The sequence below is a fragment of the Thioalkalivibrio sp. ALJ16 genome (assembly GCF_000377345.1).
Lineage (GTDB): Bacteria > Pseudomonadota > Gammaproteobacteria > Ectothiorhodospirales > Ectothiorhodospiraceae > Thioalkalivibrio.
In genome coordinates, this window is record NZ_KB898047.1 from 22,563 (window position 1) to 48,616 (window position 26,054).

Sequence of the window (26,054 nt, forward strand, 5' to 3'; positions counted from 1 at the left end):
CGTCCCGGGCACACAGGCACACAGGCACACAGGCACACAGGCGGGCAGGGCCGGACGGATGCACCGTTCCCGGACGTTGGCGGCACCGGAGGGGAGCGCGTGCCCCGCGACGGTGCGTGGATGTGGCGTGAGCTGTGATAAGTCAGGCCCCTTGAAACTGGCACGTGGATTGCTGAAACGGGAGGTTTATCCGTAACCAAAGGTCACCAAGAACCATGCCCCTGTTTCCGGCCCTCAGCCCCCGCAGCAACACCCGCAGCCAGCTCGCCCGTTTATTGGAGCGTCAGACCGAACGCGACTGGGACCTGACCCTGTCCTTTCGCGTGCAGCGGGTCGAGGCGATGATCGCCGAGCCCCTGGATCGCTTTGTCGGCAAACTGCACGAGGCGATCGGCCGCGCCTCGCGGGCGACCGTGGCGGTCGCCGACCGGGTGCCGGCCCTGGCCGATGCGGCCCGCGAGACCCGGGATCACAGCGGCCTGCTGAACGGGTCGGCCAACAGCATCGCCGCGGCCGCGGAGGAGATGGCCGCCACGCTGGAACAGGATCTGGCCCCGAACACCCAGCATGTGGCGCGGCTTGCGCGCCAGGTGGCGCAATCGACCTCGGAATGCGACCACTTCGGCGAGCATGCCTGGCAACGCGTGAACTCGATCGGGCAGGGGGTCGATACCCTGGCCGACCGGGTGGCCGCACTCAGCGAACAGGCGGATCAGATCGGGCAGATCATCGGCCTGATTGACGGCATTGCGAAGCAGACCAACCTGCTGGCGCTGAATGCCGCGATCGAGGCGGTCCGCGCCGGGCAGCATGGCGCCGGGTTCTCGGTGGTGGCCGACGAGGTCCGCCAGCTGGCGGATCAGACCGGCGCGGCGACGCGGCAGGTCCAGGCCTTGCTGGACCAGGTGCAAACCGGTGTGGGCGATACGGTGGCCGGGGTCGATGCCGTACGTGAGGACATGCAGCAGGGCCTGGAGGCGGTGCGTTCCACGCGCGATGGTCTGCGTGCCGCGCGTGAGGCCACCGATGAACTGGGCGACAGCATTCACCAGATCGCCAGTGCCACCGAGCAGATGAGTTCCACGGCGAAGTCGGTGTCCGCGGATATCCAGCAGGTGGCCGGGGTAGCCGCGCGCATGGAGGGCAAGGCCCGCGAGGCCGGAGCCTTCAGCGACGAACTGGAGGCCCTGGCCAGCAGTGCGCTGGATGCGATCGGCGTGTTTCGCCTGGATATCCATCGGCGTGCCCGTGAATGCGTGGAGTCGCTGGCCGCGCCGTTCCAGCGTGGCGAGCTGGATACGGCCACGCTCGAGGGCGCGATGCACCGTGCCCTGGCCGAACACCAGTTCCTGGAGCTGTTGTATGTGACCGACGCCAGTGGCCGGCAGGTCACGGCCAATATCGCACCGGACGGATTTGCCGCGCAGTACACCGGGACCGGGGCCGGCCAGGACTGGTCCGGCCGCGAGTGGTTCCGCTGTGTGGCGGAGGATGGTGATACCTATGCCACGCCGCTGTACCGGTCGGCCGCGACCGGGACCTACTGCTTCACCGTGGCGGTGCCGCTGCGTGCCAGCAACGGCACCCTGGGCGGTGTGCTGGCCGCAGATATCTCCCTGAGCGCGATCTACCGTATGCCAGAGTGACCGGGCGCCCCGGTACGGGCGGCTCCGTGGCACCCGCTCGGACCGCTCCCGAAGACCTGATCGGTTCCCGGCTGGCTACACTATGGCTACGTGCCGGTTGAAGGGATGCAGGGATGGGCGCAGCCAGGCTGTTGTGGATTGTGGGGCTGGGGGTGCTGCTGTCGGGGTGTGCACTGATCGATGCGCGCGAGCAGTTCGCGCGCATGGGCGGCGCCTGTGTGATCAGCGGGACGGTGGGCCCCGCAGTCGTGGAGCCCGCGGGCTCCGGGCCCTACGTGGTCGTGGTCTTTCGCGAGCCCGACGGGGCGGGGCGGGTGCCCGAGGCGGTGGACCACGTGCTCAGCGCGCATGGTGGCCGCTGGTTCTTCGCGCTGGAACCGGGCATCTACACCGTGGTGGCCTTTCGCGATGACGCCGGTGACGGGCTCCACCCGGCCGGTGCACCGGTGCAACGGCTGTCCGGGGGCGAGCCGCTGGAATGCGGTCCCGGGGTGCGCCTGAGCGGTCTCGACATCCCGGTGGCGGGGGAGGATCGCCTGGCCCACGCCATCGACCTCGCGCCGCTACGCGGGCGCCAGGATACGGATGCCGCGGGCCCGGCGGCTCTGGGGCGGGTGACCGCCTACGGCGAGATCGTGCACCTGTCCGATCCGCGGTTTGACCGCGCGGTGGCGCGTGGCAGTCAGTGGCGGCCGCTGGACTTCGTGCTGGCGGGACATGCCGGCGTGTATTTCCTGGAACCCTACGACCCCGAGCGGACCCCGGTGCTGTTCATCCACGGGATGAACGGCTCGCCGCGCGACTTCACGACCCTGCTCGAGCAGCTGGACCGGGATCGCTATCAGCCGTGGTTCTTCTACTACGCCTCCGGCCTGCCGCTACGTTCCTCGGCGGCCTACCTCGCCCAGATCGTGGAGGAGCTGGAGGTGCGCCATAACGTGGAGCAATTGCCGGTGGTGGCTCACAGCATGGGCGGGCTGATTGCGCTTGGTTTTCTGCAGGAACGGGCACAGCGGGCCGCCACGGTGCCGCAGCTGATCACCCTTGCAACCCCCTGGGGCGGCCACGAACGCGCCCAGCAGGGGGTCGAGCGTTCCCCGGTGGTGATCCCGGTGTGGCGCGACATGGCCGTGGGCAGTGGCTACCTCGAGACGTTGTTCGCGGAACCGGCGCTGGATGCCACGCAGCTGCATCTGCTGTTCGGCTACCAGCGCGGCGAAGGCGCGGCCCGCGCCACGGCGGATGGCGTGGTTTCGCTGGTCAGTGTGCTGCATCCGCCAGCGCAGCAGGCGGCCACGTCCGTCTTTGGCGTACCGGCTACGCATGAAGGTATCCTGTCGCACCCGATGACGCTGGAGCGCGTTACCCAGCTGCTGGAGGCACCCTGATCCAGCGGATCGACCGGCGCGCTCCGGGAGAGGCCGGATACCGGGTTGCAACGTCGGTCGGGGGATTTGAGTAAGCTGGGGGCCATACCGGCTTCGGGCTCGAACCGGGTGGGGCAGACAGCAGGGGACGCCATGCAGTTATTCGAATGCGAGGTTTGCCACCAGGCCGTGTATTTCGACAACACGGTCTGTACCAGCTGCGGGCACCGGCTGGGCTTTCGCCCGGATGCCCTGGAACTCTCGGCACTGGTGATGGCGGGGGATGCGAACGATGCCCGCGGGCGTCCGATTCCGGGCGGGCTGTGGCGGGTCGCGGATGACCCGGCCGAGCGTCTGTACCGGCAGTGCCGTCACTATGCCGTTGATGCGGTCTGCAACTGGCTGGTGCCGTATGACGACCCGGAACGCTTCTGCCGCGCCTGCCGTCTGAACCGGACCATTCCGGATCTCAGTGTCCCCGGCAATGCGCGTCTGTGGGAACGCCTGGAGGTGGAGAAGCGGCGGCTGGTCTACGGCCTGCTGCGGCTGGGGCTGCCGGTACTCCCCAGAAAGAACGATCCCGCGGGCCTGGCATTCGATTTTCTCGCGGACCCGAACCCCGATTTCCACGAGGGCGGGGGCGTGATGACCGGCCATGCGAACGGGCTGATTACGCTCAACATTGCCGAGGCCGATCCCGCGGTGCGCGAGCGCATGCGCGAGGCGATGGCGGAGCCGTATCGCACGATCCTCGGGCATTTTCGGCACGAGTCCGCGCACTACTACTGGGACCGCCTGATCCGCGATACCCACTGGCATACGGCGTTTCGCGAGCGCTTCGGTGACGAGCGCGAGGACTACGACGAGGCTTTGCGGCGCCATTACGCCGGAGGGCCGCCGGCTGACTGGCAGGACGCCTTCGTCTCGGCCTATGCCAGTTCCCACCCCTGGGAGGACTGGGCGGAGACCTGGGCACACTACATGCACATCGTGGATACTCTGGATACGGCGGCGGCCTACGGCATGGACATCGTGCCCCGGGCCGGGCCCTCGGCGCGGCTGCGGGCCGCGGGCGGGCACCCGGCGTTCGATGCCTACGCCACGGTGGAATTCGACCTGCTGATCGACCACTGGCTGCCGCTGGCCGGCGCCCTGAACAGCCTCAACCGCAGCATGGGCCATCCCCATGTCTATCCGTTTGTTCTGACCGCGGTGGCCATCGAGAAGCTGGCCTTCGTGCATCGGGTTATTCAGGATTTCCGCACTGCCACACGTGCCGAGGCGTCGTGGACGCGGTCGCCGCAGGCCTCGAGCCTCTGACCGCGGAGCCGTGTCCGCGACCCCGTACCCCGCGCGGTCGCATGAAAAGGACCCAGGATGTATAACGTCGCCACCCGCGGCCCGTTCAAGGGCCTGAATCCTCGAGTCGCCCCGCTGGCCCTGGTGCTGGTGGTGATTATCGCTCTGCTGGGGGTGTACCGCACCGAGGAGCTGGGCACGGTCGTGGGCGATGCGCGCAGCTTCGTCACGCCGTTTCTGGAGTGGTACTACGTGGTCGTCATGGCCTTTTTTCTGGTCATGGTGGTGTGGCTCGGTATCGGGCGCTACAAGAACGTCCGCCTGGGTCGGGACGACGAAGTGCCGGAGTTCACCACGTTGTCCTGGCTGTCGATGCTGTTTGCCGCCGGCATGGGGGTGGGGCTTCTGTTCTGGGCCGTGGCGGAGCCGCTGTCGCACTATGGCGGGAATCCCTTTCTCTCCGGCAACGACGACCGCGCTGCCGCAGCCGACATGTCCATGGTGCTGACCTATTTCCACTGGGGGCTGAACGCCTGGGGCGTGTTCGCGCTGCTGGCGCTGATCCTCGCCTATTTCGGGTTTCGCAAGGGTCAGCCACTGGCGTTGCGTTCCGCGCTGCATCCCTTGATCGGAAAGTACAGCCACACCTGGCCGGGAGATCTGGTCGACCTGCTGGCGATCATCGCCACCGTGTTTGGCATTGCGACTACGCTGGGGCTGGGCATCCAGCAGCTGGAGACCGGGCTGGCGCATACTATCGGGCTCTCGCTGGAAGGCGACCGCGGGCTGCTGATGCTGACGGCACTGCTGACGGTGGTGGCCATCGTCTCGGTGGTCGCCGGCATGCAGTCCGGTGTGCAGCGGGTCAGCCAGGCCAATCTGTGGTTCAGCGTCGCCCTGCTGGGGCTGCTGCTGATCTGGGGGCCAACCCAGTACCTGCTGGCCCTGGTGGTGCAGTCCAGCGGTAGCTACCTGCAGAACCTGCTGGGCCTGTCGCTGTACACCCATGCCCACCATATGGATGAATGGCATTCCGACTGGACCGTCTTCTACTGGGGCTGGTGGCTGGCCTGGGCACCGTTCGTGGGCCTGTTCATCGCCCGCATCTCGCGGGGGCGCACGCTGCGCGAGTTCGTGATGGGGGTCCTGCTGGTGCCGACCCTGATTACGTTCTTCTGGCTGGCTCTGCTGGGGGGCACAGCCCTGCATGCCGAGGTGGAAGGGATCGGGAATATCGCCGAGCGCGTATCCGAGGACCTGACCATGGCGACCTTTGCCACCATGGAGACCCTGGAGCCATGGCTGATCGCAAAGACCGGGGCGATCCTGATTACGATCCTGATCGCCACCTACCTGCTGACCTCGGCGAACGCCGGCATCGTGGTGATCAACACCCTGTTGGCCCACGGGTCCACTGAACACCGTTCGGTGCACCTGATCCTGTGGGGGGCGATGATCGGGCTGGTGACGGGTGTGCTGCTGCTGGCCGGGGGGCTGGAGGTCCTGCAGAACGCGGTCATCCTGGCTGCGCTGCCGTTCTCGCTGGTCATGCTGATGATGGTCGTGGGGCTGGTCCGCGGTCTGGAGACGGAGCGCTTTGCCCCGCGGCCCGGCGAGCACACCATTGTGCCGAGCGAGCCATGGACCATCCCGCCTGATCGGGTCCACGAGGATTTCGATGTGGACGACGATGTCCCCGAGGCCCAAGACGAAGACGACCGCCGGGTTCCCTGACGGTCCGGCCTTCCACCACGACGAACACCGTAAAGAGCGATTAACAGGAGCTGGGAAGACGGGAAGAATGAATGGTCGGAACCCCTTGCGCTTAGCGGGGGGGGTGTTCAGGGCTATGCATCCAATGCACCGTCATCCAAATAGCTCCTTCCGACCTTCCCTTCTTCCTGTAAATGCTCTTTGGTTTTTCGGGCGCTTGGTGGTGAGCCGCTGGAAAGGCCCGCGCATCCTGCGGCCGCTTTCGGGTGGGTGGGGCTTGCCGTAGCCTGTGCGCCCATCGTCAACCGAACCGCGAGAGGAACCCATGAGCGATACCCTGCAGTTGTCCGGCGAACTGATCCAGAAGGTCCAGGATCTGCTGACCGAGGTGGACCCGAAGGCGCAGCAGCCCATCGTGGCGGTACAGTACCTGGCCGCGATCACGGGGTTCATGGTTGCGCAGATGCCGGAGTCGGTGAACGAGCGCAAGGACTACCTGAAGCAGCTGTCGCAGTTTGCCGAGTCAGTCTTTGTCGATGTGGAGAGCCGCAAGCAGGCCGCCCCGCCGCCACAGGCGGCCAGCGGCGTATGGCGCCCCGGCGACAGCTGATCGACCGACGGCCCGAACTCGCGGTCAGTCCTCGCCGGTGTCCGGCTTCCGGTCACGGCGCATCTGCCGCAGCATGGCCTCCTGTTCATTGAAGCTGGGCATGCGGCTGCGCCCGCCCACGTCGCGATCGCGGACGTTGGCACCGGCGGGGCCCGGGTGGCCCGCCTTTTCACTCTCCTTGATGCGCTGGTATTCCTCGAGTTCGCGGCGGGCATCCTCGTCGCTGGTGTAGCGGCCGCGATAGTCCTGCGGCGGCTTGTGGCCGCGGCGCAGGAACACCTGCTTGCGCAGTTCCTTGTTGTAGTCGGTCACCCGTCGGTCAATCCACCACAGGTCCACGCCTGCCCACAGCAGGGCCGCGCCGAGGGGGATTAGCCACCAGGCGGCCGGGGCCAACACGGCCAGGCCTATCGTGGTGGCGGTGAGCAGCGGGAAGCCGGCGCCGCCCAGGGGGTCGCGCAGGTAGAAGCGGTGCAGCCCCAGCGGGAACAGGACCCAGGCCGCGTAGGCCGCCGGGCGCGTGCGCATCTCGCGTGCCAGCCGTGCATTGACCGCCTGCAGGCCACCGCCTTCGAGATCGAGTTCCTTCCAGGCCTTGCTCATCCCTGCCTCCATTGCGTTCGCGTGGGGTTCCACGGTAGCTGCATCCGGGGGGCGGGGCGATTGTGCGGGTGGCGTGCGGGGATTTTGTGGCGCGGCGCTCCAAGGAAGCACGGATGTGCCCGTGGGTCCCTAGTCTTCCTCGCGTGTGGGATCGCGTTCCAGCAGGCGGCGCACGGTGTCGTGGACCGGGCGGCCCTGGTAGAGCACGGCGTGCACCTCGGCGCAGATCGGCATTTCCACGTCCAGTGCCTGGGCCCGCGTGACGGCGACTCGGGCCGTCTCCACGCCCTCCACCGACTGTCCGACCCGGGCCCGGGCCGTCGCCAGGTCCAGCCCCTCGCCCAGCATCCGGCCAAGGCGACGGTTGCGTGACTGGTCGTCGGTGCAGGTGAGGATCATGTCGCCCAGCCCGGAGAGGCCGGTGAGGGTGGTGGGGCGGGCGCCGACGGCGGCCCCGAAGCGCTGGATCTCGGCCAGCCCCCGGGTCATCAGCGCGGCCCGGGCATTGGCCCCGAACCCGGCGCCATCGGCAATGCCGGTGGCCACCGCCAGTACGTTCTTCAGGGCCCCGCCCAGCTCCACCCCGATCACGTCGGGGTTGCGGTACAGCCGCAGCGAACGCCCGTGCAGGGCCCTTACCAGGCAGTCCATGTGGCCCTCGTCGGTGGAGGCCACGGACAGCGCGGTGGGTTGTTCCTGCGCGACCTCGGCGGCGAAGGAGGGGCCGGAGATCAGGGCCGGGGGCCGTTCCGGACCCAGCTCCTGTTCCGCGATCTCGTGCAGCCAGGCGCCGGTTGCGGTCTCCAGTCCCTTGGTGGCCCAGGCCACGACCTGGTGTTGCGCCAGTCGCGGCGCCAGCCAGCGCAGGGTTGTGCGGAAGGCGCCGGAGGGTACCGCGATCAGGACCAGGTCGCGGTCGTCCACGCTCGCCGGATCGGCGCTGACACGGAGGTTGTCCGGGAAGCGGTGGCCGGGCAGGTAGCGGGCATTTTCGCGGGCATCCTGCAGCCGCGTGGCGGCGTCGATGTCGCGCACCCACAGGGTTACGTCGTCATGCAGGCGCGCCGCATGCAGTGCCAGTGCCGTGCCCCAGCAGCCGCCTCCAAGGACCGCGATGCGCATCCTGTCTGCCCGGCGTCAGGCCTGCTCGGTCGGCGCTGCCGGCTCGCCGCCCGCCTGCTGCTTCTGCTCCTGCAGATGCTGGGCGTACAGCGACTCGAAGTTGACCGGCTGCAGCAGCAGCTGCGGGAAGCCGCCCTTCAGGACCAGATCGGCGACGGTCTCGCGCGCGAACGGGAACAGCACGTTGGGGCAGTAGGCGCCCAGCAGGTGATTGCGCTGGTCCTCGGGGAAGTCGCGCACGATGAACACGCCGGCCTGCTTGATCTCCACCAGGTACGCGGTCTTGCCGTTGGACTCGGTGGTCACGGTCAGCCCCAGTTCCACTTCGAAGGCGCCTGCGGCCTCGTCGATCGGGCGGGCGTTGGTGTTCAGCTGGATGTTGGTATCGCCCTTCCACTCGCGCATGAAGACCTCGGGGGAGTCCGGCGCTTCGAAGGACAGGTCCTTGATAAAGACCTTCTGGATGGAGAAGTCCGGGCGCGCCTTCTGTTCGTCCTGGGCCGCGCCGTTGCCGCTTTTCGGGGTGTTCTCTTCAGCCATGATGGGTCTCGCAGTCTCTTGGATTCGGGAGGTTGGGAATTCGGAAGATTGTAGCGGTCGCGGCACCGGCGGGCAGGGCCCGGATGGTACCCATGCGCTCAGCCGGTCGTGTCGCCGGTCTCGGGCGTGAGCCCGGCCTGCGCGGCCAGCGGCTCCAGCTCTCCGCGGGCGTCGAGTGCCTGCAGGTCGTCGAAGCCCCCGATATGGGTGCCGCCAAGGAAGATCTGGGGGACCGAGGTGCGGCCGCCGGCACGCTGTTCCATCTCCGCGCGCAGGCCCGGTTCGCGATCGACCGCGTATTCCGTGAAGGGGTAGCCGCGCTGGTTGAGCAGGCGGCGGGCCAGCAGACAGAACGGGCAGCGGCCGCTGGAGTAGACCTCGAACTGCATTACTTCTTCTTGACGGGCATGTTGGCCGATTGCCAGGCCTGGATGCCGCCCTGCAGGTTGACCACGTCCTGGAAACCGGCTGCGGTGAGCTGCTGTGCGGCGCTCGCGGAACGGTTGCCGCTGCGGCAGTAGACCACCACCGGCTTATCTTTGTATTTCTCGATGTCGCCCATGCGCTTTTGCAGGCTGCCGAGCGGGATATGCTTGGCGCCGCCGATGCGGCCGGCCGCGACCTCGTTGTCCTCGCGCACGTCCAGCACCAGGGCTTCGTCCTGGTTGATTACTCGCACCGCCTCGGTGGGCGAGAGCGAGCGGTACTTGCGATTCAGGCGCCGGAACTCGGCGAACAGGATCATGCCGATGACGGCGAGCAGGGCGCCGGTCAGGATGGGGTGGTTGGCAAGGAATTCGGGCAGACGTTCTAGCATTCGGGAGACCGGATCGGAGGGGTGATTGTCAGGAGCTGCAGAAAACGTCCTGCATCATACCGATCAGACGAAGGGTCCGGGAGTCCCCGACACGGTAAAAGACCCGATTGGCGTCCTTGCGTGTGGCGAGAATGCCCTTGTCGCGCAGGATACCCAGGTGCTGCGAGATATTGCTCTGGGAGGTCCCGACCTGATCGACGATTTCCTGTACGCTGATTTCGCGATCGCCGAGAATGCAGAGGATCTTCAGGCGCAGCGGGTGGGACATGGCCTTGAGCGAGCGCGAGGCACGCTCGATGTCTTCGTCCTGTGACATCAGGCCGTCTTCGACGGACATTTCGAATTCAACCGTTTCGTTGCTCACGGGATGCCTCTTCATTGTGCGAGGGGGCCTCGCAACTGGGTCAGAATATAAGTACCTAAACGTACCCCGATATGCGAATTTGCGCAATCTTGACTCCCCGATGCGGTTTCCGCGCCCCATTTCGGTGCGTGGTGTCGGCCTTGCTGCTGCTGGCGGGGCCCGCCATGGCGCTGGAGCCGGAGGCCGAACTGCGCGAGACCCGCGAGGCCATTCAGGACGTCCAGCGCAGCCAGCAGGAACGTCAGGCCGCGCTGCAGGAGCTGGAAGGGATGCTGGCGGATGCCGCCCGCGGGACCGAGGCCTCGCGGCGTGATTTGCGCGAGCTGGCGCGCGCCCGTTCCAGTCAGGAGACGGTGGTGGCCGAGCAGGAGGGCCGCGTTGACGAGGCCCGTGACCACCTGGATGCCGAGCGCGCGGCCGCCGCCCGCCTGGTGCGTGACCAGTGGCAGCGCGAGCGTCACCCCGGGCGCAGCCCCGACCGGGCGGGCGACGATCGCCACCAGGCGGCCTTTGCCGCACGCATCCGCAGTGCCCGGGAGCGGGCCCTGGCGGGGTTGCGCGAACGTCTGGAGGCACTGGAAGCGGCGCGCGAGCAGCTGGCGCGCGAGCGCGAGGTGCTGGCCGAGAAGGAGGAGCAGGCGCGTGCCGCGCTGGCCGGTCTCGAACGCGAGGAGGCGCGCCAGCGTCAGGCCATGGCCGAGCTGGAGGCGGTCATCGAGGACGAGGCCCTGGAATTGGAGCGGCTGCAGCGCAACGCCGCCACCCTGGAGGCCGTGATCGAGGAGGTCGAGGCGCGCAGCGCGGCGCAGGCCCCGAGCGCGGCCCCTGCGGCGCGTCCGGAGGTGGACTTCGCCGCACTCGAGGGCGAGTTGCCGCGCCCGGCCGACGGGCGGGTGATCCGCAGTTTCAACGATTCACGGGGCAGCCGGCTGCGCTCGCGCTGGCGCGGCACGGTGCTGGAAGTTGCGAATGGCGAGGCGGTGCGGGCGGTGCATTACGGGCAGGTGGTGTATGCCGACTGGATGCAGGGCTACGGCTTCCTGGTGATCGTGGACCACGGCGAGCGCTACCTGACGCTTTATAGCAATGTTGAGGAGATCCTCGTGGCCGAGGGCGATGCGGTCGCGGCCGGAGAGCAGCTGGCGGTGGCCGGGACTGGCAGCGAGGCCATCGCGCCCGGGCTGTACTTCGAAATCCGTCACAACGGCGGTCCGTTGAACCCTGAAGGCTGGTGGCCCTCTCAGTAGGAGGGTGGATGCATGCCTTGGCCGAATAGGCCGTACAACGACGCGCATTCAGGCGCTGGTCACGTTGCCGGTGCTACCATCGTCACAATAAGTCACCTCAAGTACGAGGACAGGTTCATGAGTAAGTCTTGTCGCACCGGATACGCCCTGGTTGTCGGATTGGTGGTCGGGGTCATGCTGAGTGTCTCGGTGGCCGTCTACGCCGACCGCGGGAACGGCGCGCACTCCGCCCTGCCGGTGGAGGATCTGCAGCGCTTCACCGACGTGTACATGCGCATCAAGCGCAATTACGTTACCGAGGTCGATGACAAGGACCTCCTGGATAGCGCGATCCAGGGCATGCTGTCCGGGCTCGACGAACACTCGGCCTATCTGGACGAGCAGGACTTCGAGGATATGCAGGTCGGGACCTCCGGCGAGTTCGGCGGTCTCGGTATCGAGGTCGGCATGGAAGACGGCTTTGTGAAGGTCATCGCCCCGATCGACGGCACCCCGGCCAGCCGCGCCGGGATCGAGGCCGGTGATCTGATCATCCGCCTGGACGGCGAGTCGGTGAAGGGGATGTCCCTGTCCGATGCCGTCGCGAAGATGCGCGGCGAGAAGGGCTCGGATATCACCCTGACCGTGCTGCGCGAGGGCGAGGACCGCCCGATGGACATTACCATCACCCGCGACGTGATCCAGGTGCAGAGCGTGCGCTCCGAAATCCTGGAGGATGGCTACGGCTACGTCCGCATCAGCAACTTCCAGCAGCGCACGGCGCGTGATCTGGTGCGCGCGGTGGAGGAGATGCAGAAGGAGGGCGAACTCAAGGGCCTGATCCTGGATCTGCGCAACAACCCCGGCGGTATCCTGAACGGTGCCGTGGGCGTCTCCGACGCCTTCCTCGAGGAAGGCCTGATCGTCTACACCGAGGGCCGCCGCGAGGACTCGCAGTTCCGCTACCAGGCCTCGCCGGGCGACGTACTCAAGGGTGCCCCCATGGTGGTGCTGGTCAACCGCGGTTCGGCCTCGGCCTCGGAGATTGTCGCCGGCGCCCTGCAGGACCACAAGCGGGCCGTGGTCATGGGGCAGAACACCTTTGGCAAGGGCTCGGTCCAGACCATCCTGCCGCTGACCCAGAACACCGGGATCAAGCTGACCACCGCGCGCTACTTCACGCCCGAGGGTCGGGCGATCAACTCGGACGGCATCGAGCCGGACATCCGCCTGCAGCAGCTCGTGGTGCAGCGTTCCGACGACGACAATGGTGGCGCGCGCATGGGTCGGGACGGCCTGCCGGAAGCGGCCGACGCCGATGATGACGACAACGGCGAGACCCTGGCCGAGCGCGACTACGGCATGAACGAGGCGCTCAACCTGCTCAAGGGCCTGAACTTCTACAGCCGCCGCTAGCACGGGGCCGAGGTCAGCAAGGGCTTGCGTATGCCGACTGTGCTCGTACCCCTGGCCACCGGGGCCGAGGAGCTGGAGGCGGTCACCGTGATCGACCTGCTGCGGCGGGCGCAGTTCGAGGTCACGGTGGCCGGGCTGGAGCCTGGCCCGGTGACCTGTTCCCGCGGCACGGTGATCCAGCCGGACACCACCCTGGATCAGGTGCTGGACGCCACCTTTGACCTGATCGTGTTGCCGGGCGGCCTGCCCGGCGCCGACCACCTGCGGGACGACGCCCGGGTGCAGGGGCTCCTGCGCGCTCAGGCCGAACGCGACGGCTTTCTCGCGGCCATCTGCGCCGGGCCGAAGGCACTGGCCGCGGCCGGTTTGCTGCAGGGGCGCCGGGTGACCGCCTACACCGGGGCACTGGATGCGGCCGGGGTGCCCTCCACCGGGGCCTCGGTGGAGGTGGACGGGCGCCTGATCACCGGTCGCGGTCCGGGCGCGGCGATGGACTTTGCCCTGACCCTGATCGAACAGCTCGCCGGCCGCGCCGCCCGCGACGCGGTCGAAGGCCCGTTGCTAAGGCCCTGAATCTTCTAGCCGAGGCGGGCCTGGGCACAAAAAAGGTCAAGAGCGATTTACAGGAAGGCGGGAAGACAGGAAGAAATTCTTGTTGAGCAATCTGCTGGTCATCGCAGTGCCCCGGACCCCTTCCAGTCTTCCCGTCTTCCTGTTGATGCTTTTTCCTGCGTAGTGCGATCGCCTTTCGGTTATCCCACGGTGGCGTAGCGGGTGGCGCTGCCCAGCCAGCGCTCGATCAGCGCACCGGCGCGGGGCGCATCGCTCTCGACCCGCAGCGCGAGGCGGGTGGCCGCGTCCAGAAGGTCCTGATCGCGGCCCCAGTCCGCGACCCGGAAGCTGCGATCACCGGTCTGGCGCGTACCCAGCAGCTCTCCCGGGCCGCGCAGCTTCAGGTCTACCTCGGCAATCTCGAAGCCGTCGTCGGTACGACGCATCGCCTCCAGACGCTCGCGGGCCGTCTCGCCCAGAGGCGGGCGGTACAGCAGCACACAGGCGGAGGCGCTGGCCCCGCGGCCGACGCGGCCGCGCAGCTGGTGCAGCTGTGACAGGCCCATGCGTTCGGCATTCTCGATGATCATCAGACTCGCATTGGGCACATCCACGCCGACCTCGATGACCGTGGTGGCCACGAGCAGGTCAATGCCTCCGGCCCGGAAGCGTTCCATCACCGCATCGCGCTCGGGGCCCTTCATGCGGCCGTGCGCCAGCCCGATGGTCAGTTCCGGCAGGGCCTCGCGCAGCCGCTCGGCCGTCGCCTCGGCGGACTCCGCTTCCAGCTGTTCCGAGTCCTCGACCAGCGGGCAGACCCAGTAGGCCTGGGTGCCGCTGCCGCAGGCCGCCCGGATGCGCTCGATCACCTCGTCACGGCGTTCGTGACTGATCAGTGCCGTGCGCACGGGGGTGCGCCCGGGCGGGCGTTCGTCGATGACCGAGGAGGCCAGTTCGGCATACAGGGCCATGGCCAGTGTGCGCGGGATCGGGGTCGCGGTCATGATCAGCTGGTGCGGCATGCGGCCGTTGCCCTTGTCCCGCAGGGCCATGCGCTGGTGCACGCCGAAGCGGTGTTGTTCGTCGATGATCGCGAGCCCCAGACGCTGGAATTGCACCTCGTCCTGGAACAGGGCGTGGGTCCCGATCGCGACCTGGCGCTGTCCGGCGGCCAGCGCCGCCAGCAGCTGGCCGCGCTCCGCCGCGCCCTGGCGCCCTCCCAGCCAGGCGACCGTGACCCCGAGCGGTTCCAGCCACTGCGCCAGGTTGCGCCCGTGCTGGCGCGCGAGCAGTTCGGTCGGGGCCATGAAGGCGACCTGGTAGCCGGCCTCGGCGGCGGCCAGGGCCGCGGCCACCGCGACCAGGGTCTTGCCCGACCCGACGTCGCCCTGGACCAGCCGGTTCATCGGGGTCGTCCGCGCGAGGTCCGCGAGGATCTCGGCGATCACCCGGGACTGCGCACCAGTGGGGCTGAACGGCAGCTGTTCCAGCAGTTGCGCCCAGAGTTTCCCGGGGGGCTGGATGACCGGTGCATCGCAGTGGTTCCGGGGGGTGCGGCTTTGCTGCACGCGGGCGAGCTGATGGGCGCACAGCTCTTCCAGTGCCAGGCGGGTGCGCGCCGGCCCGCGTTCCGCCGCGGTGTCGGCGGGCTCCAGCGTGTGCGCCTGTGCGGGCGGCTGGTGCAGGCGTTCCAGTGCGGTGTGAAGATCGGGCAGGCCCTCCGCTGCCAGCTCCGGGAGCAGGTCCGGCAATCCCCGCAGCCCGGGCAGGGCCGCGGCCACCAGCTGGCGCAGCAGTCGCTGCGAGACACCCTCGGTGGCCGGATAGATCGGGGTCAGATGGGTCTCCATTGCCGGTGGTGTGGCACCCACGGCCTGGACCTCCGGGTGCACGCATTCCAGCGCGCCCGGCAGGCCGCGGGGTTCGCCGAAGGCGCGGACCCGGACCCCGGGGGCCAGGCGTCGCTGCTGGTTGGCGCCAAAGTGGAAAAAACGCAGCAGGATTTGCGCCTGGTGGTCGGCCAGGGTGACGACCAGCATGCGGCGCCGGCGATGGACGACCTCGCTGTGGGTGACACAACCTTCGAACAGCGCGGACAGGCCCGGGCGCAACGCGCGGATGGGGGTCAGTCGGGTGCGGTCCTCGAAGCGCAGCGGCAGGTGGAACAGCAGGTCCTGCACCTCGGCGAGGCCCAGCCGCTGCAGGCGTTCGGCCACGGCCGGACCGACGCCCTTCAGCGTGGTGAGCGGGGCCTTCAGCTCCATGCGGCCGGCCCGCGCGGCGGCGTCAGCCGCGCGGACACCAGGCGATGGCGTCCATCTCGACCTGGGCGCCCTTGGGCAGGGCCGCCACGCCGATCGCCGCGCGCGCGGGGTAGGGTTCGGCAAACACCTCGCTCATGATCTCGTTGACCACCGGGAAGTGGGTGAGATCGGTCAGGAAGATGTTCAGCTTGGCGATGTCGGCCGTCCCGGCCCCCGCGGCCTCCAGGACCGCGGAGAGGTTGGCGAAGACCTGACGGATCTGGTCCTCAATGCCGCCCGCGACCAGCTCCATCGTGGCCGGGTCCAGCGGGATCTGCCCGGACAGGTAGAGGGTGTCGCCCGCGCGTACCGCCTGCGAGTAGGGACCGATGGCGGCAGGGGCGTTGTCGGTATAGATGATCTCGCGCGACATGCGGGCTCCTTGTGGGAAATGACTTGTTGGGCATGGCTGGGGCGCCATTCTAACGGATCAATGTACACGCTCGCGCGGGGCGGCACTCGGCAGCGCCGCGCGAGGATGGCTACACTGCCGGCGGGATTCGCAAACCGATAAAGAGGGCAGGCAATGACGGGATACGCACTGGCGAACGTGCTGCATGTGCTGGCGGTCGTGATTTGGGTCGGCGGGATGTTCTTCGCCTATATGTTTCTGCGGCCGGTGGCCGGACAGCAACTGGAGGGGATGCCCCGGCTGCGGTTGTGGGAGGGCGTGTTCGCCCGCTTCTTCCCGTGGGTCTGGGCGTCGGTGCTGGTGATCCTGGCAACCGGCTTCTACATGATCTTCGGGGTGTTCGGTGGCATGGGGGATGTACACCCCAGCGTGCATACCATGCTGCTGCTGGGCCTGATCATGATGGCGATCTTCGCCCACGTGTTCTTCGCCCCGTTTCGCCGCATGCGCCAGGCTATTGCCGCGGATGACACCGCGGAGGGGCTGCGCCGCCTCGGCCAGATTCGCATCCTGGTCGGCATCAACACCGTGCTCGGGCTGGTGACGGTGGTGGTCGCGTCGGGGGGGCGTCTGCCCCTTTAGGTGTGCTTTTCGGTTCCGCGTCCCTTAGGGGGGGCACGAACCTGATCAGCGTCTCCGTAGTGCCGGGTGCCACACGAGTCGAGGCGGGGCCGGTGGCTCCAGCAGTAGCGCCGCGTTCTGTCCGAAACGGGCAAGCCAGGCGGCGAGCAGCGCATCGGGGAGCTCGGCGATGGCCAGGCCCGGTTCGTCGGGCCAGTGTCCCCGTGGGTCGCGGTTGCTGGCGGGCCAGGCCGCGAGCCCGTGGTCACGGACGGCGACTTCCAGCTGGCGCTGGCGGTCCGCGTTGGCCACGGCGCCACCGGGCTGACTGCCGGGGTTGCAGGCGGTGAACAGCACCAGCCGGCGCAGGTTGTGCTCGCGCATCCAGGCTGCGACCGCTGGCGCCGGTTGGTCGATGCGGAGGACGTGACGCCCGGCCGGGGTGACCAGTTCGTAGTCCGCGGCACGGTAGGCCCGTTCCAGGGCCGGGGTGCGCCTCGGCGCTACGGGGGCGTCGTAGCTTGTGTTTGCGGCCATCTCGCGGCACCCTCCCGGCTGGATCGCGCGGATGCGGTCAATCACACAGGGGGAGACCATGCGCGTCAAGGGAACCGCTGCGGAAGGCGATATCCCGAGCGCCGTCGCGGGCCGTCTCGCCCCTTCCGTGCCTGGTCTGACCAGCGCCTTCGTGGCGGTGCTGCTGCTGGTCGTGGCGGTCGCGCTGGCCAGCTGGCTGCGGGTGCAGCAGCTGCAGAAGGACGTCCAGGCCCTCACCGAGCAGTATGTGCAGAAGGTGGATCGCGTCCACCGCATGCGCAGTCTGGTCCGCGAGCGCATGCTCCGGGTTGCACTGGTCATCAGTGCCGAGGACCCGACGCTGCAGGATCGCTACCAGCGCGAGTTCCGCGAGCTGGCCGAACGCTTCATCGAGGCCCGCGAGGACGCGGAGCTGCTGGCGCAGACCCCGCGCGATGTCGCGTTGCTGGCCGAACTGCGCGAACTGACCGCGACCGGTGCCCCGATTCTGTCGGAGCTGGTGGACGTGGCGCTGGCCGGCGGGCGCAACGACGCCCTGGCCCGCCTGTACGCCGAGGCGATGCCGGTCCAGGAGGACGTGCTGGCGCAGATGGAGTCCGTCCTCGCGGCCTTCGAGCGTGACAACGCGGAGGCGGTGGAGGCCATGGCCCGGCGCCACGAGCGCGCGCAGCAGGTCATGCTCGTGGCGACCGCCCTGACCCTGATGATCATCATCTATATGGGCATGCGGGTGCGCGCGCGTATTCGCCGCGATCACACCGCACTGCGCAGGGAGCTGGCGGAACGACAGCAGGTTGAGGCGCGCCTGCGCGAGACGCAGAGTGGCCTGGAGGAGGCGGTTGCGCGCCGCACCGCGGCCCTGCAGGAGACCACCGAGCGCCTGGAGGAGGCCCAGCGCATTGCCGGCGCCGGTTACTGGGACTGGGATATTCGCGGCCAGCGGATGAACTGGTCGCGGCATGTCTTCGATCTGTTCGGACTGGATCCGCAAACCGACGCGGCCGGGTTCGAGGCCTACATGCGCGCGGTTCATCCCGACGACCGTACGCGCGTGCGCCGGGCCACCAATGCGGCCCTGGAACACGAGCATTTCTACCGGGTGGATCATCGCGTGGTGCGCCAGGACGGCGGTATGCGCCACGTCCGCGTGGAAGGCGAGATCGACCGTGACGGCGACGGGCGGCCGGTACAGGTGCTCGGCATGGTGCGCGATATCACCCGTGACAAGGCCTCGGAGGAGCGTCTCTGGCATCAGGCCCATCACGACTCCCTGACCGGCCTGCCGAACCGCAGCCTGTTGCAGGAGCACCTGCAACAGGCCCTGCGTCGTGCCCAGCGCGCCGGCACCGGGCTGGCCCTGGTCGTCTGCGACCTGGACGGATTCAAGCCGATCAATGACCGTCTCGGGCACGATGCAGGTGATCTCATGCTGGTGACCGTGGCGCGGCGGCTGCGTGAAGGGGTGCGCGACAGTGACGTGGTCGCCCGGGTCGGCGGCGACGAGTTCGTGCTGCTGCTGGAGACCGTCCGCGATCCGGATGCGGTGACCGGGGTGGGGCTCAAGCTGATCGAACGCTTTGCGGAGCCGGTGGAGGTGAACCGCGAGGCGCTGAATGTGGGGCTGAGTATGGGGGCCGCGATCTGGCCCGAGGATGGCGCCGACGCCGATACGCTCCTGCAGCATGCGGACCGCGCGATGTACGCGGCCAAGGCGGAGGGCGGTAGCCGGATCGTGCTGTTCCGGGATTGCGACGCGGACGCGGCTGCCGGCGCGGGTCCGCGTCCACGCGGGGCGCTTGGCTGCGGTCTTGCCGGCGATCCCGGTTCGGAACGCCGGCCGCCGGGCTGAGTGCCGGCGGCCGGCCCGGGCCCGGCGTCAGCCGTTGCGCCGGCGCAGGTGGTCGGCAAAGTCCACCGCCGCCACCGGTGCGCCGAACAGGAACCCCTGAAAGCGGGTGCAGCCCAGCGCCAGCAGCTGTTCGTGCTGCTCGGTGCTGGCGACGCCCTCGGCAATGACGTCCAGCTCCATGTTGCGGGCGATGTCCACGATGTTCTCGATCAGCGTGCGGTCGCCACCGGTGACCAGCTCGTCGACGAAGGACTTGTCGATCTTCAGTTCGTCCACTGGCAGGTCGCGCAGGTAGGCCAGCGAGGAATATCCGGTCCCGAAGTCGTCCAGGGCGATGCGTGCGCCGGACTGGCGCAGCGCACCCAGCTTGGCGATGGCATCCGGCAGATCCCGCAACAGCCCGGACTCGGTGACCTCCAGCGTCAGCGCCTGCGCATCCATGCCGAGCGTGCGCAGGCGGGCGCGGAACTGATCGACGAAATCGGGGCGGGACAGCTGCCAGGGGGAGAGATTCAGGGCCAGCCGTGGTGGTTGCAGGCCTTCTGCCCGCCACCGCACCACCTGTGACAGCCCCTCCTCCAGGACCCAGTTGCCGATGGCATGGATCAGTCCCGTCTCCTCCGCCACCGGGATAAACAGGTCCGGCGCGACCGCGCCCATCTCCGGGTGCTGCCAGCGCAGCAGGGCCTCGGCGCCGATCAGGCGTTGGGCGCTGTCGAACTGCGGCTGATAGTGCAGCGACAGCTCGCCCTGTTCCACCGCGCGGCGCAGGCCCTCCTCGATCTGCAGCCGGGCATGGGCCTCGTCCTGCAGCGCGTGGCGATAGAACTGGACACCCCCGCGCCCTGCGCGCTTGGCCTGATACAGGGCGATGTCGGCGTGGCGCAGGGCGTCGGCGGAGGTCTCGCCGGCATCCGGATAGCAGACACAGCCGAGGCTGGCACCGACCGCGAAGGTGCGTTCGCCGATCACGATGGGTCGCTGCAGGGCCTCCAGGATGCGCTCTGCGATCACGCGCAGCTCGGGCTCCACGGCCTCGAGTTCGTGGCTGCGCGGGGGCAGGACCACGGCAAATTCGTCGCCTCCCAGGCGCACGATCAGGGCATCTTCCGGTGACTGGCTGCGCAGGCGGTCGGCGACCGCCCCCAGCACGGTATCGCCCACGGCATGCCCGAGGGCATCGTTGATGGTCTTGAAGTGGTCGAGGTCGATCAGGATCAGGCCACCGTGCAGCCCGTCGATCATGGCCTCCTCGATGTGCCGGGTCAGGTCGTCATGCAGCCGGGTGCGATTGGCCAGCCCGGTCAGGGAGTCGTGGTAGGCGAGGGCGTGGATATGTTCCTCGGTATGCAGACGCTCCAGCTCGGCGCCGGCGCGGTCGGCCATGATGTCGAGCACCTCCATGGCCTTGTCGACATCGTCGACCGGATGGCGGTTGACCATAGCGATATGCCCGAGCAGCCTGCCCTGGCTGTCCAGCATCGGTGCGCCGAGGTAGCTCTCCGCCGCCATGTCCACCAGCATCTCGTCATGGGGAAAGCGTTTCTGCACCTCGCAGGGGTAGATGCAGGTGCCGATCTCCAGCACGCGTTCACAGGGCGTCTCGGCCAGGTTGTAGCGGACGTTCTCCACGATGCGGCCATGCGCGCACAGCGCGGCGGTGACCACCACCCCGGGCCGCTCCGGGTCCTCCAGGCCAACCAGGGCGTAATCGGCCCCGAACAGGTTGCTCAGCTTGAGCACCAGCTGCTGGAAGAACTCCTCGCGGGTGCGCGCCTGCAGGCCTTCCGCGATGAGTCGCAGGGCGGCCTCGCTGCGGTGCTGGGTGGTGATGTCCTCCTGCATCACGATCACGTCCTGGACCTCGCCCTGCGCGTCCCGCAGCGGGTACATGCAGCCGCGCAGCCAGCGTTCGGCCGCCGCATCCGGGGCGACGTCGTCGCCTGTCCCGGATGCGTCCGGCGGGGGTGTGTACGGCAGCGGGCCGAATTCCTGGTACTGCCCCCGGGTCGCGGCCTTCAGTGGGGCCTGCAGCTGGCGGTCTATGGCATCCGGGTGTTCCAGCACGTTGCCGCCCGGCAGCGAGGCGGCGTTGCCGTGCATGTGCTTCCAGGCCGGGTTGATCTGGCGAATCGCGCCGTCCGGCGTCAGCACCTGGATACCGATTGGCGACTGTTCCACCAGCGCCCGGAAGCGGCTCTCCGAATCGCGCAGACGTTCCTCGGTCTCCCGGTTCAGGACCAGGCTCATCATGATCACCATCACCACATAGCCGAAGGGCGTGAGATGGGGCATGTCGAGCACGCCCAGTCGCGCCAGGACGCCCTGCAGGGTCAGTGCGACGAACAGGGCAATCCCCGCCAGCAGGAGCAGCGTGGTCGGCTGCCGGTGACGCTGGTAGTGCCGCGCCAGGCTTGCCAGGGCAAAGCCGAGAACCATCAGTACCGCGGCCACCGCGATCCCGAACCAGGGGCTGAGGCTGCCGACCCCGAGGGCCAGGGTCTCGCCCCATGGCAGCTCCAGCAGGCGGATCTCGTCGATCGAGCGGAACTGCATGCTGTAGGGCTGCAGGTAGTTGACGACCCAGGTGATGGCGAGCAGGACCAGGAGCCCGGCGAGCAGTGGCCGTGCCGGGGTGCGGGTGTGCGCCGCCACGAAGGCGGCGAACAGCACGAAGAAGGGGCCCTGCAGGTAGAGGTTCAGCGTCAGCGCGCGGGTGTAGGACTCGACATCGCCCGCCTGATAGGTATGGGCCGCGCCGATCGCGAGCAGGGCCATCAGTGCGCTCATCGCCGCGAACAGCTGGTGCTCCCTGCGATGCGCACTGCGGCGGCTGTGCAGCAGGTGGATCAGCATGGCGTAGACCGCGAGCCCGGCCGCCAGGTACAGCGCGGGGATCAGGAGCCCGTGCATGGTCGCGCGTGCGTTGCCAACATCGGTTGTAACATCCCTATTACTCCTGCTTGCCCGGACCGCCCGGGGCCCCGTCGGGGACAGCGCCGAAGGATCGCGGCCGGTGCGCCGCGGCCGCGGATCCGTCAGCCGCCACAGTACAAAAGACCACAGCGCGTTGCCGGGGTTCTGTGCGCTGCGGCGGACGGCCACCTAACGCCGCGCCTACGCGGCCGTGTGCACGGCGTTGCGGCTCCATCGCGCGGAATGACGGCACGGCGGTCACCGTGCCTTGTGCGGCCGCGAAAGCGGCGCGCTAGAGGTAGGGCGTCAACAGGCGGGCGGCGCCGTCGCGCAGCTGGCCGAGCAGCGGCCGCGCGCGCACTTCCTCCAGCGTGAGGGGATGCGACTGCTCGCGCAGGTCGTCCGCCCAGCGGGCGAGCTCCGCGCCGAGTCCGCGATCCACGCATTCCAGGTTGAACTCGAAATTCAGGCGCAGGCTGCGCGGGTCCCAGTTGGCCGATCCGACCAGTGCCCATTCCCGGTCGACCAGCATCAGCTTGGAATGGTTGAAGGGTTCGGGCGTGAGCCACAGCCGGCAGCCACGCTCCAGCAGTTCGGCCTGCTGCGGGCGGCCGGCCCATTCCACCAGGCGCAGGTTGCTGCGCGCCGGGATCAGGATGTCCACCTGGACCCCGCGCAGCGCCGCGGCCTTGAGGGCCCCGTTCAGTGCGACGCCGGGGAGGAAGTAAGGCGTGGCGATGGTGACCTGCTCGCGGGCCTCGGCCAGGGCCGCCTGCAGCGTGAAGTGGAGGACCTCGAAGTCCTCGTCCGGTCCGTCCGGCAGTCCGCGGCAGGCCCGTGCACCGGCGGCGGCGACGGTCTCCGGGAACCATTTCGGCCCTTCCAGGCGCTCGCCGGTGGCGAACAGCCAGTCCTCCCCGAATACGCGCTGCAGCTGCGCGCAGGCGGGGCCGCGCAGCTCGAAGTGGAGGTCCTGGACGGGGTGACGGCCGGGATCGGCATGGCTGTGTCCACGGCGGATGTTCATGCCCCCGGTAAACGCCCGCCGGCCATCGACCACCAGCATCTTGCGGTGATTGCGCAGGTTGATGGCGGCGAGGCTGCGGGGCAGATGGACCGGCATGAAGGTGGTGGCCGGGATCCCCGCCCGGCGCAGGCGCCGCAGCGTGTTGCGCCGGCTGTAGCGGGCGCCGATCGCGTCGATCAGCACGCGTACCTGTACACCGCGGTCCTGCGCCCGGTGCAGGCGCGCGATGAAGCGTTCGCCCACCGGGTCACAGTCGAAGATGTAGGTGGCCAGGGAGATGCTGTCGCGCGCGCTGTCGATCGCGTCCAGCATGCGTGCATAGGCGCGGTCACCGTCGAACAGCGGTTCGATGGCGTTGCCGCCGGTCAGGCGAAACGGGCTCAGCTGGTCCCCGGCCCGCAGCAGGCGCGCCCAGCGTGCCGGGGGTTCGACCCGGGTGGCGTGATGCAGGCTGGGGTCGGTGATCAGGTAGCCCTCGCGCAGCGCGTGGGCCCGGCGTCGGATGCGGTTGACGCCAAACAGCCAGTACAGCAGGGATCCGGCCACGGGCAGCAGCACGATCAGGCCGACCCAGGCGATGATGGTGCCGGTATCGCGGCGCTGCAGCAGGGCATGCACCGCACTGACGGCCGCGAGGACGAAGATGGCGGCGGCGGCGATACTGGCAATCCAGCCTGTATCCGGCACGAGCGGGCTCCTCGGTTGCTGCGATCCGGTATCGCGGTTTGCCGTCGCACGTGGAACGACCGGCGTGTGCCCGCTACAGTACGCGGGCCAGGCCCGGCGTAAAACCCCGGCCCATCCACGTCCGCGAGATCGCCGATGACCGATATCGAGACCCCCAGCCTGTTCGCCAGCAGTGGCGAGCAGCTGCCGCTGAAGGACTTCACCGAGAAGGCGTACCTGGACTACTCCATGTACGTGATCCTGGATCGTGCGCTCCCGCACATCGGCGACGGGCTCAAGCCCGTGCAGCGCCGCATCATCTACGCGATGAGCGAGCTGGGGCTCTCGGCCACGGCCAAGTACAAGAAGTCCGCGCGCACCGTCGGCGACGTGCTCGGCAAGTTCCATCCGCATGGCGACTCGGCGTGCTACGAGGCGATGGTGCTGATGGCGCAGCCCTTCTCCTACCGCTACCCGTTCGTCGACGGGCAGGGCAACTGGGGCTCGCCGGATGATCCCAAGTCCTTCGCCGCAATGCGCTATACCGAGTCGCGCCTGTCGCGCTACGCGCAGCTGCTGCTCTCGGAGCTGGGGCAGGGCACGGTGGACTGGGTGCCGAACTTCGACGGCGCGCTGGACGAGCCGAAGGTGCTGCCGGCGCGGCTGCCGAACGTGCTGCTGAACGGCGGTTCCGGGATTGCCGTGGGCATGGCCACCGATATCCCACCGCACAACCTGCGCGAGGTGGCCGCGGCCTGCGTGCACCTGCTGGAGCACCCGAAGGCGACGGTGGCGGAGCTGTGCGAGCACCTGCCGGCGCCGGACTTTCCCACCGAGGCCGAGATCATCTCCCCGCCCGCCGAGCTGCGAAAGGTCTACGAGACCGGCCAGGGCTCGATCCGCGCGCGGGCGCGCTATGAACGCGAAGGCGACGACATCGTGGTCACCGCGCTGCCGCACCAGGTCTCCGGGGCCAAGCTGCTGGAGCAGATCGCCAGCCAGATCCGCGCGAAGAAGCTGCCGATGGTCGAGGACCTGCGCGACGAGTCCGATCACGAGCACCCGACCCGCCTGGTGATCACCCCGCGCTCCAACCGTGTGGATGTCGAGGCGCTGATGGCGCATCTGTTCGCGACCACGGATCTGGAAAAGACCTACCGCGTCAACATGAACGTGATCGGCCTCGACGGGCGCCCGCAGGTACGCGATCTGGCCGGGCTGCTGGGCGAATGGCTGACCTTCCGCATCGAGACCGTGCGCCGGCGCCTGCAGTGGCGCCTGGACAAGGTGCAGGCGCGGCTGCATGTGCTGGAAGGCCTGCTGATCGCCTATCTCAATATCGACGAGGTGATCGCGATCATCCGCGAGTACGACCAGCCGAAGCCCGAACTGATGAGCCGCTTTGGCCTGTCCGACATCCAGGCCGAGGCGATCCTGGAACTGAAGCTGCGCCACCTGGCGAAGCTCGAGGAGATGAAGATCCGCGGCGAGCAGGACGAACTGGCGCAGGAGCGCGACCAGCTGGAGCAGACCCTGGGGTCCGAACGCCGCCTGCGCACCCAGGTGCGCCGCGAGATCGTGAAGGACGCCGCGGACTACGGCGACGAACGCCGCTCGCCGCTGGTCCAGCGCGCCGCTGCGCAGGCCCTGGACGAGTCCGCGCTGGTGCCCACCGAGCCGCTGACCATCGTGCTGTCGGAAAAGGGCTGGGCGCGCGCGGCCAAGGGCCACGACGTGGATGCCCGCGGCCTGAACTACAAGGCCGGGGATGCCTTCCAGGCCGCGGTCACCGGGCGCAGCAACCAGCCGGTCGCATTCATCGACTCCACCGGCCGCACCTATACCATCCCCGCGCATACCCTGCCGTCTGCGCGCGGGCAGGGCGAGCCACTGTCCGGCCGCGTGAACCCGCCGGAGGGCGCGCGCTTTGTCGGCATGGCCACCGGGGCGGAGGAAGACCGCTGGCTGCTGGGCTCGGATCACGGTTACGGCTTCGTCGCCAAACTGGGCGATCTGCTGGGGCGGCAGAAGGCGGGCAAGAACGTGCTCACCGTGCCCGCTGGGGCGGCCGTGCTGCAGCCGGCCCCGGTGCGCAACCCGCACGAGGACCACATCGCGGTCGTCACCACGCGTGGCTACCTGCTCCTGTTCCCGGCCACCGAGCTGCCGGAGCTGGCGCGCGGCAAGGGCAACAAGCTGATCGGCATCCCGTCGGCCGCGCTCAAGGACGGCTCCGAGCGGGTGCTCGACGTGGCCGTGCTGGGGCCGCAGGACACCCTGGTCGTGCACGCCGGCAAGCGCTTCAAGGCGCTGGCCCCGGCGGAGTGGGCGGAGTACGTGGGCGAACGCGCCCGGCGCGGGCGCCAGCTGCCGCGCGGCTACCAGAACGCCGATCGCCTGGAAGTGCGCCCGGCCTGAACGCGTGCCTGAACCTGGGCCGGCAAACGTGGTCTGTTTTCGGGGCGAGACTTGAATTCGAGTGCAGTGCCCCGATGATCAGTACATCCT

At 68.6% G+C, this 26,054-nt stretch carries 22 protein-coding genes; 11 read left to right on the forward strand and 11 right to left on the reverse strand.

Going from position 1 to position 26,054, the window contains the following annotated elements; translation table 11 throughout:
- Positions 1 to 215: 215 nt before the first annotated feature.
- The 5 genes from D000_RS0109835 (at position 216) to D000_RS0109855 (ending at position 6,635) form a co-directional block, all read left to right on the forward strand.
- On the forward strand, positions 216 to 1,646 hold the full coding sequence (locus tag D000_RS0109835) for a methyl-accepting chemotaxis protein (protein WP_018873360.1): 1,431 nt from the start codon (positions 216 to 218) through the stop codon (positions 1,644 to 1,646).
- Between the two features lie 113 nt (positions 1,647 to 1,759).
- On the forward strand, positions 1,760 to 3,034 hold the full coding sequence (locus D000_RS0109840; protein WP_018873361.1) for a triacylglycerol lipase: 1,275 nt from the start codon (positions 1,760 to 1,762) through the stop codon (positions 3,032 to 3,034).
- A 132-nt stretch (positions 3,035 to 3,166) separates the two neighbouring features.
- Positions 3,167 to 4,333, forward strand: a complete 1,167-nt coding sequence (locus D000_RS0109845; RefSeq protein WP_018873362.1) for a putative zinc-binding metallopeptidase — start codon at positions 3,167 to 3,169, stop codon at positions 4,331 to 4,333.
- A gap of 57 nt (positions 4,334 to 4,390) precedes the next feature.
- Positions 4,391 to 6,046, forward strand: coding sequence for a BCCT family transporter (locus D000_RS0109850; protein ID WP_018873363.1), 1,656 nt, complete (start codon positions 4,391 to 4,393; stop codon positions 6,044 to 6,046).
- 304 nt (positions 6,047 to 6,350) lie between these two features.
- Positions 6,351 to 6,635 carry a hypothetical protein gene (locus tag D000_RS0109855; RefSeq protein ID WP_018873364.1) on the forward strand — a complete coding sequence of 95 codons (285 nt, stop codon included), beginning with the start codon at positions 6,351 to 6,353 and terminating at the stop codon, positions 6,633 to 6,635.
- A gap of 24 nt (positions 6,636 to 6,659) precedes the next feature.
- Here the strand turns inward: D000_RS0109855 and D000_RS0109860 are convergent, their stop codons facing one another.
- From D000_RS0109860 to D000_RS0109885, 6 genes are all read right to left on the reverse strand, one after another.
- Positions 6,660 to 7,238: a hypothetical protein gene (locus tag D000_RS0109860; protein ID WP_018873365.1), complete on the reverse strand. Its 579-nt coding sequence runs from the start codon at positions 7,236 to 7,238 to the stop codon at positions 6,660 to 6,662.
- Between the two features lie 129 nt (positions 7,239 to 7,367).
- Positions 7,368 to 8,360, reverse strand: a complete 993-nt coding sequence (locus D000_RS0109865; protein ID WP_018873366.1) for an NAD(P)H-dependent glycerol-3-phosphate dehydrogenase — start codon at positions 8,358 to 8,360, stop codon at positions 7,368 to 7,370.
- A gap of 15 nt (positions 8,361 to 8,375) precedes the next feature.
- Positions 8,376 to 8,900, reverse strand: a complete 525-nt coding sequence (gene secB / locus D000_RS0109870) for a protein-export chaperone SecB (protein WP_018873367.1) — start codon at positions 8,898 to 8,900, stop codon at positions 8,376 to 8,378.
- Positions 8,901 to 8,998: 98 nt separating this feature from the next.
- On the reverse strand, positions 8,999 to 9,289 hold the full coding sequence (gene grxC / locus D000_RS0109875) for a glutaredoxin 3 (protein ID WP_018873368.1): 291 nt from the start codon (positions 9,287 to 9,289) through the stop codon (positions 8,999 to 9,001).
- Positions 9,289 to 9,717 (reverse strand): rhodanese-like domain-containing protein, encoded by a 429-nt coding sequence (locus tag D000_RS0109880; protein ID WP_018873369.1) that lies wholly within the window; start codon positions 9,715 to 9,717, stop codon positions 9,289 to 9,291. Before D000_RS0109880 ends, grxC begins: the two co-directional genes overlap by 1 nt.
- Before the next feature lie 28 nt (positions 9,718 to 9,745).
- On the reverse strand, positions 9,746 to 10,081 hold the full coding sequence (locus D000_RS0109885) for a helix-turn-helix transcriptional regulator (RefSeq protein ID WP_018873370.1): 336 nt from the start codon (positions 10,079 to 10,081) through the stop codon (positions 9,746 to 9,748).
- 71 nt (positions 10,082 to 10,152) lie between these two features.
- Between D000_RS0109885 and D000_RS0109890 the strand changes: the two genes are divergently transcribed.
- The 3 genes from D000_RS0109890 (at position 10,153) to D000_RS0109900 (ending at position 13,296) form a co-directional block, all read left to right on the forward strand.
- Positions 10,153 to 11,328 (forward strand): murein hydrolase activator EnvC, encoded by a 1,176-nt coding sequence (locus D000_RS0109890; RefSeq protein WP_038047773.1) that lies wholly within the window; start codon positions 10,153 to 10,155, stop codon positions 11,326 to 11,328.
- A 117-nt stretch (positions 11,329 to 11,445) separates the two neighbouring features.
- Positions 11,446 to 12,723: a S41 family peptidase gene (locus D000_RS0109895; RefSeq protein WP_026279899.1), complete on the forward strand. Its 1,278-nt coding sequence runs from the start codon at positions 11,446 to 11,448 to the stop codon at positions 12,721 to 12,723.
- Between the two features lie 30 nt (positions 12,724 to 12,753).
- Positions 12,754 to 13,296, forward strand: coding sequence for a DJ-1 family glyoxalase III (locus D000_RS0109900; RefSeq protein WP_018873373.1), 543 nt, complete (start codon positions 12,754 to 12,756; stop codon positions 13,294 to 13,296).
- Between the two features lie 179 nt (positions 13,297 to 13,475).
- Here D000_RS0109900 and recG read toward each other — a convergent pair whose 3' ends face one another.
- Complete coding sequence (gene recG, locus D000_RS0109905) at positions 13,476 to 15,662, reverse strand: ATP-dependent DNA helicase RecG (protein ID WP_255349465.1); 2,187 nt, start codon at positions 15,660 to 15,662, stop codon at positions 13,476 to 13,478.
- Positions 15,562 to 15,951, reverse strand: a complete 390-nt coding sequence (locus tag D000_RS0109910) for a RidA family protein (RefSeq protein ID WP_018873375.1) — start codon at positions 15,949 to 15,951, stop codon at positions 15,562 to 15,564. Before D000_RS0109910 ends, recG begins: the two co-directional genes overlap by 101 nt.
- 153 nt (positions 15,952 to 16,104) lie before the next feature.
- Between D000_RS0109910 and D000_RS0109915 the strand changes: the two genes are divergently transcribed.
- Positions 16,105 to 16,572, forward strand: a complete 468-nt coding sequence (locus tag D000_RS0109915; RefSeq protein WP_018873376.1) for a CopD family protein — start codon at positions 16,105 to 16,107, stop codon at positions 16,570 to 16,572.
- A gap of 45 nt (positions 16,573 to 16,617) precedes the next feature.
- On the opposite strand, the gene D000_RS0109920 is transcribed toward D000_RS0109915, so the two are convergent.
- The gene (locus D000_RS0109920; RefSeq protein ID WP_038047778.1) at positions 16,618 to 17,088 is read right to left on the reverse strand and encodes a DUF3293 domain-containing protein; all 471 of its coding nucleotides are present in this window, start codon (positions 17,086 to 17,088) and stop codon (positions 16,618 to 16,620) included.
- 58 nt (positions 17,089 to 17,146) lie between these two features.
- On the opposite strand from D000_RS0109920, the gene D000_RS0109925 reads away from it, so the two are divergent.
- Positions 17,147 to 18,937, forward strand: coding sequence for a diguanylate cyclase domain-containing protein (locus D000_RS0109925; RefSeq protein WP_018873378.1), 1,791 nt, complete (start codon positions 17,147 to 17,149; stop codon positions 18,935 to 18,937).
- A gap of 27 nt (positions 18,938 to 18,964) precedes the next feature.
- On the opposite strand, the gene D000_RS0109930 is transcribed toward D000_RS0109925, so the two are convergent.
- Positions 18,965 to 21,850 carry an EAL domain-containing protein gene (locus D000_RS0109930; protein WP_018873379.1) on the reverse strand — a complete coding sequence of 962 codons (2,886 nt, stop codon included), beginning with the start codon at positions 21,848 to 21,850 and terminating at the stop codon, positions 18,965 to 18,967.
- A 295-nt stretch (positions 21,851 to 22,145) separates the two neighbouring features.
- Positions 22,146 to 23,567, reverse strand: a complete 1,422-nt coding sequence (gene cls / locus D000_RS0109935) for a cardiolipin synthase (protein WP_018873380.1) — start codon at positions 23,565 to 23,567, stop codon at positions 22,146 to 22,148.
- A gap of 135 nt (positions 23,568 to 23,702) precedes the next feature.
- Here cls and parC point away from each other — a divergent pair, with 135 nt between their 5' ends.
- Positions 23,703 to 25,964, forward strand: coding sequence for a DNA topoisomerase IV subunit A (parC, locus tag D000_RS0109940; protein ID WP_018873381.1), 2,262 nt, complete (start codon positions 23,703 to 23,705; stop codon positions 25,962 to 25,964).
- The last annotated feature ends 90 nt before the right edge of the window (positions 25,965 to 26,054 follow it).

Coding starts and splice junctions, on each gene's coding strand:
- D000_RS0109835 (WP_018873360.1), top strand. CDS start 216: ATGCCCCTGTTTCCGGCCCTCAGCCCCCGCAGCAACACCCGCAGCCAG.
- D000_RS0109840 (WP_018873361.1), top strand. CDS start 1,760: ATGGGCGCAGCCAGGCTGTTGTGGATTGTGGGGCTGGGGGTGCTGCTG.
- D000_RS0109845 (WP_018873362.1), top strand. CDS start 3,167: ATGCAGTTATTCGAATGCGAGGTTTGCCACCAGGCCGTGTATTTCGAC.
- D000_RS0109850 (WP_018873363.1), top strand. CDS start 4,391: ATGTATAACGTCGCCACCCGCGGCCCGTTCAAGGGCCTGAATCCTCGA.
- D000_RS0109855 (WP_018873364.1), top strand. CDS start 6,351: ATGAGCGATACCCTGCAGTTGTCCGGCGAACTGATCCAGAAGGTCCAG.
- D000_RS0109860 (WP_018873365.1), bottom strand. CDS start 7,238: ATGAGCAAGGCCTGGAAGGAACTCGATCTCGAAGGCGGTGGCCTGCAG.
- D000_RS0109865 (WP_018873366.1), bottom strand. CDS start 8,360: ATGCGCATCGCGGTCCTTGGAGGCGGCTGCTGGGGCACGGCACTGGCA.
- secB (WP_018873367.1), bottom strand. CDS start 8,900: ATGGCTGAAGAGAACACCCCGAAAAGCGGCAACGGCGCGGCCCAGGAC.
- grxC (WP_018873368.1), bottom strand. CDS start 9,289: ATGCAGTTCGAGGTCTACTCCAGCGGCCGCTGCCCGTTCTGTCTGCTG.
- D000_RS0109880 (WP_018873369.1), bottom strand. CDS start 9,717: ATGCTAGAACGTCTGCCCGAATTCCTTGCCAACCACCCCATCCTGACC.
- D000_RS0109890 (WP_038047773.1), top strand. CDS start 10,153: ATGCGAATTTGCGCAATCTTGACTCCCCGATGCGGTTTCCGCGCCCCA.
- D000_RS0109895 (WP_026279899.1), top strand. CDS start 11,446: ATGAGTAAGTCTTGTCGCACCGGATACGCCCTGGTTGTCGGATTGGTG.
- D000_RS0109900 (WP_018873373.1), top strand. CDS start 12,754: ATGCCGACTGTGCTCGTACCCCTGGCCACCGGGGCCGAGGAGCTGGAG.
- D000_RS0109910 (WP_018873375.1), bottom strand. CDS start 15,951: ATGTCGCGCGAGATCATCTATACCGACAACGCCCCTGCCGCCATCGGT.
- D000_RS0109915 (WP_018873376.1), top strand. CDS start 16,105: ATGACGGGATACGCACTGGCGAACGTGCTGCATGTGCTGGCGGTCGTG.
- D000_RS0109920 (WP_038047778.1), bottom strand. CDS start 17,088: ATGGCCGCAAACACAAGCTACGACGCCCCCGTAGCGCCGAGGCGCACC.
- D000_RS0109925 (WP_018873378.1), top strand. CDS start 17,147: ATGCGCGTCAAGGGAACCGCTGCGGAAGGCGATATCCCGAGCGCCGTC.
- D000_RS0109930 (WP_018873379.1), bottom strand. CDS start 21,850: ATGCACGGGCTCCTGATCCCCGCGCTGTACCTGGCGGCCGGGCTCGCG.
- parC (WP_018873381.1), top strand. CDS start 23,703: ATGACCGATATCGAGACCCCCAGCCTGTTCGCCAGCAGTGGCGAGCAG.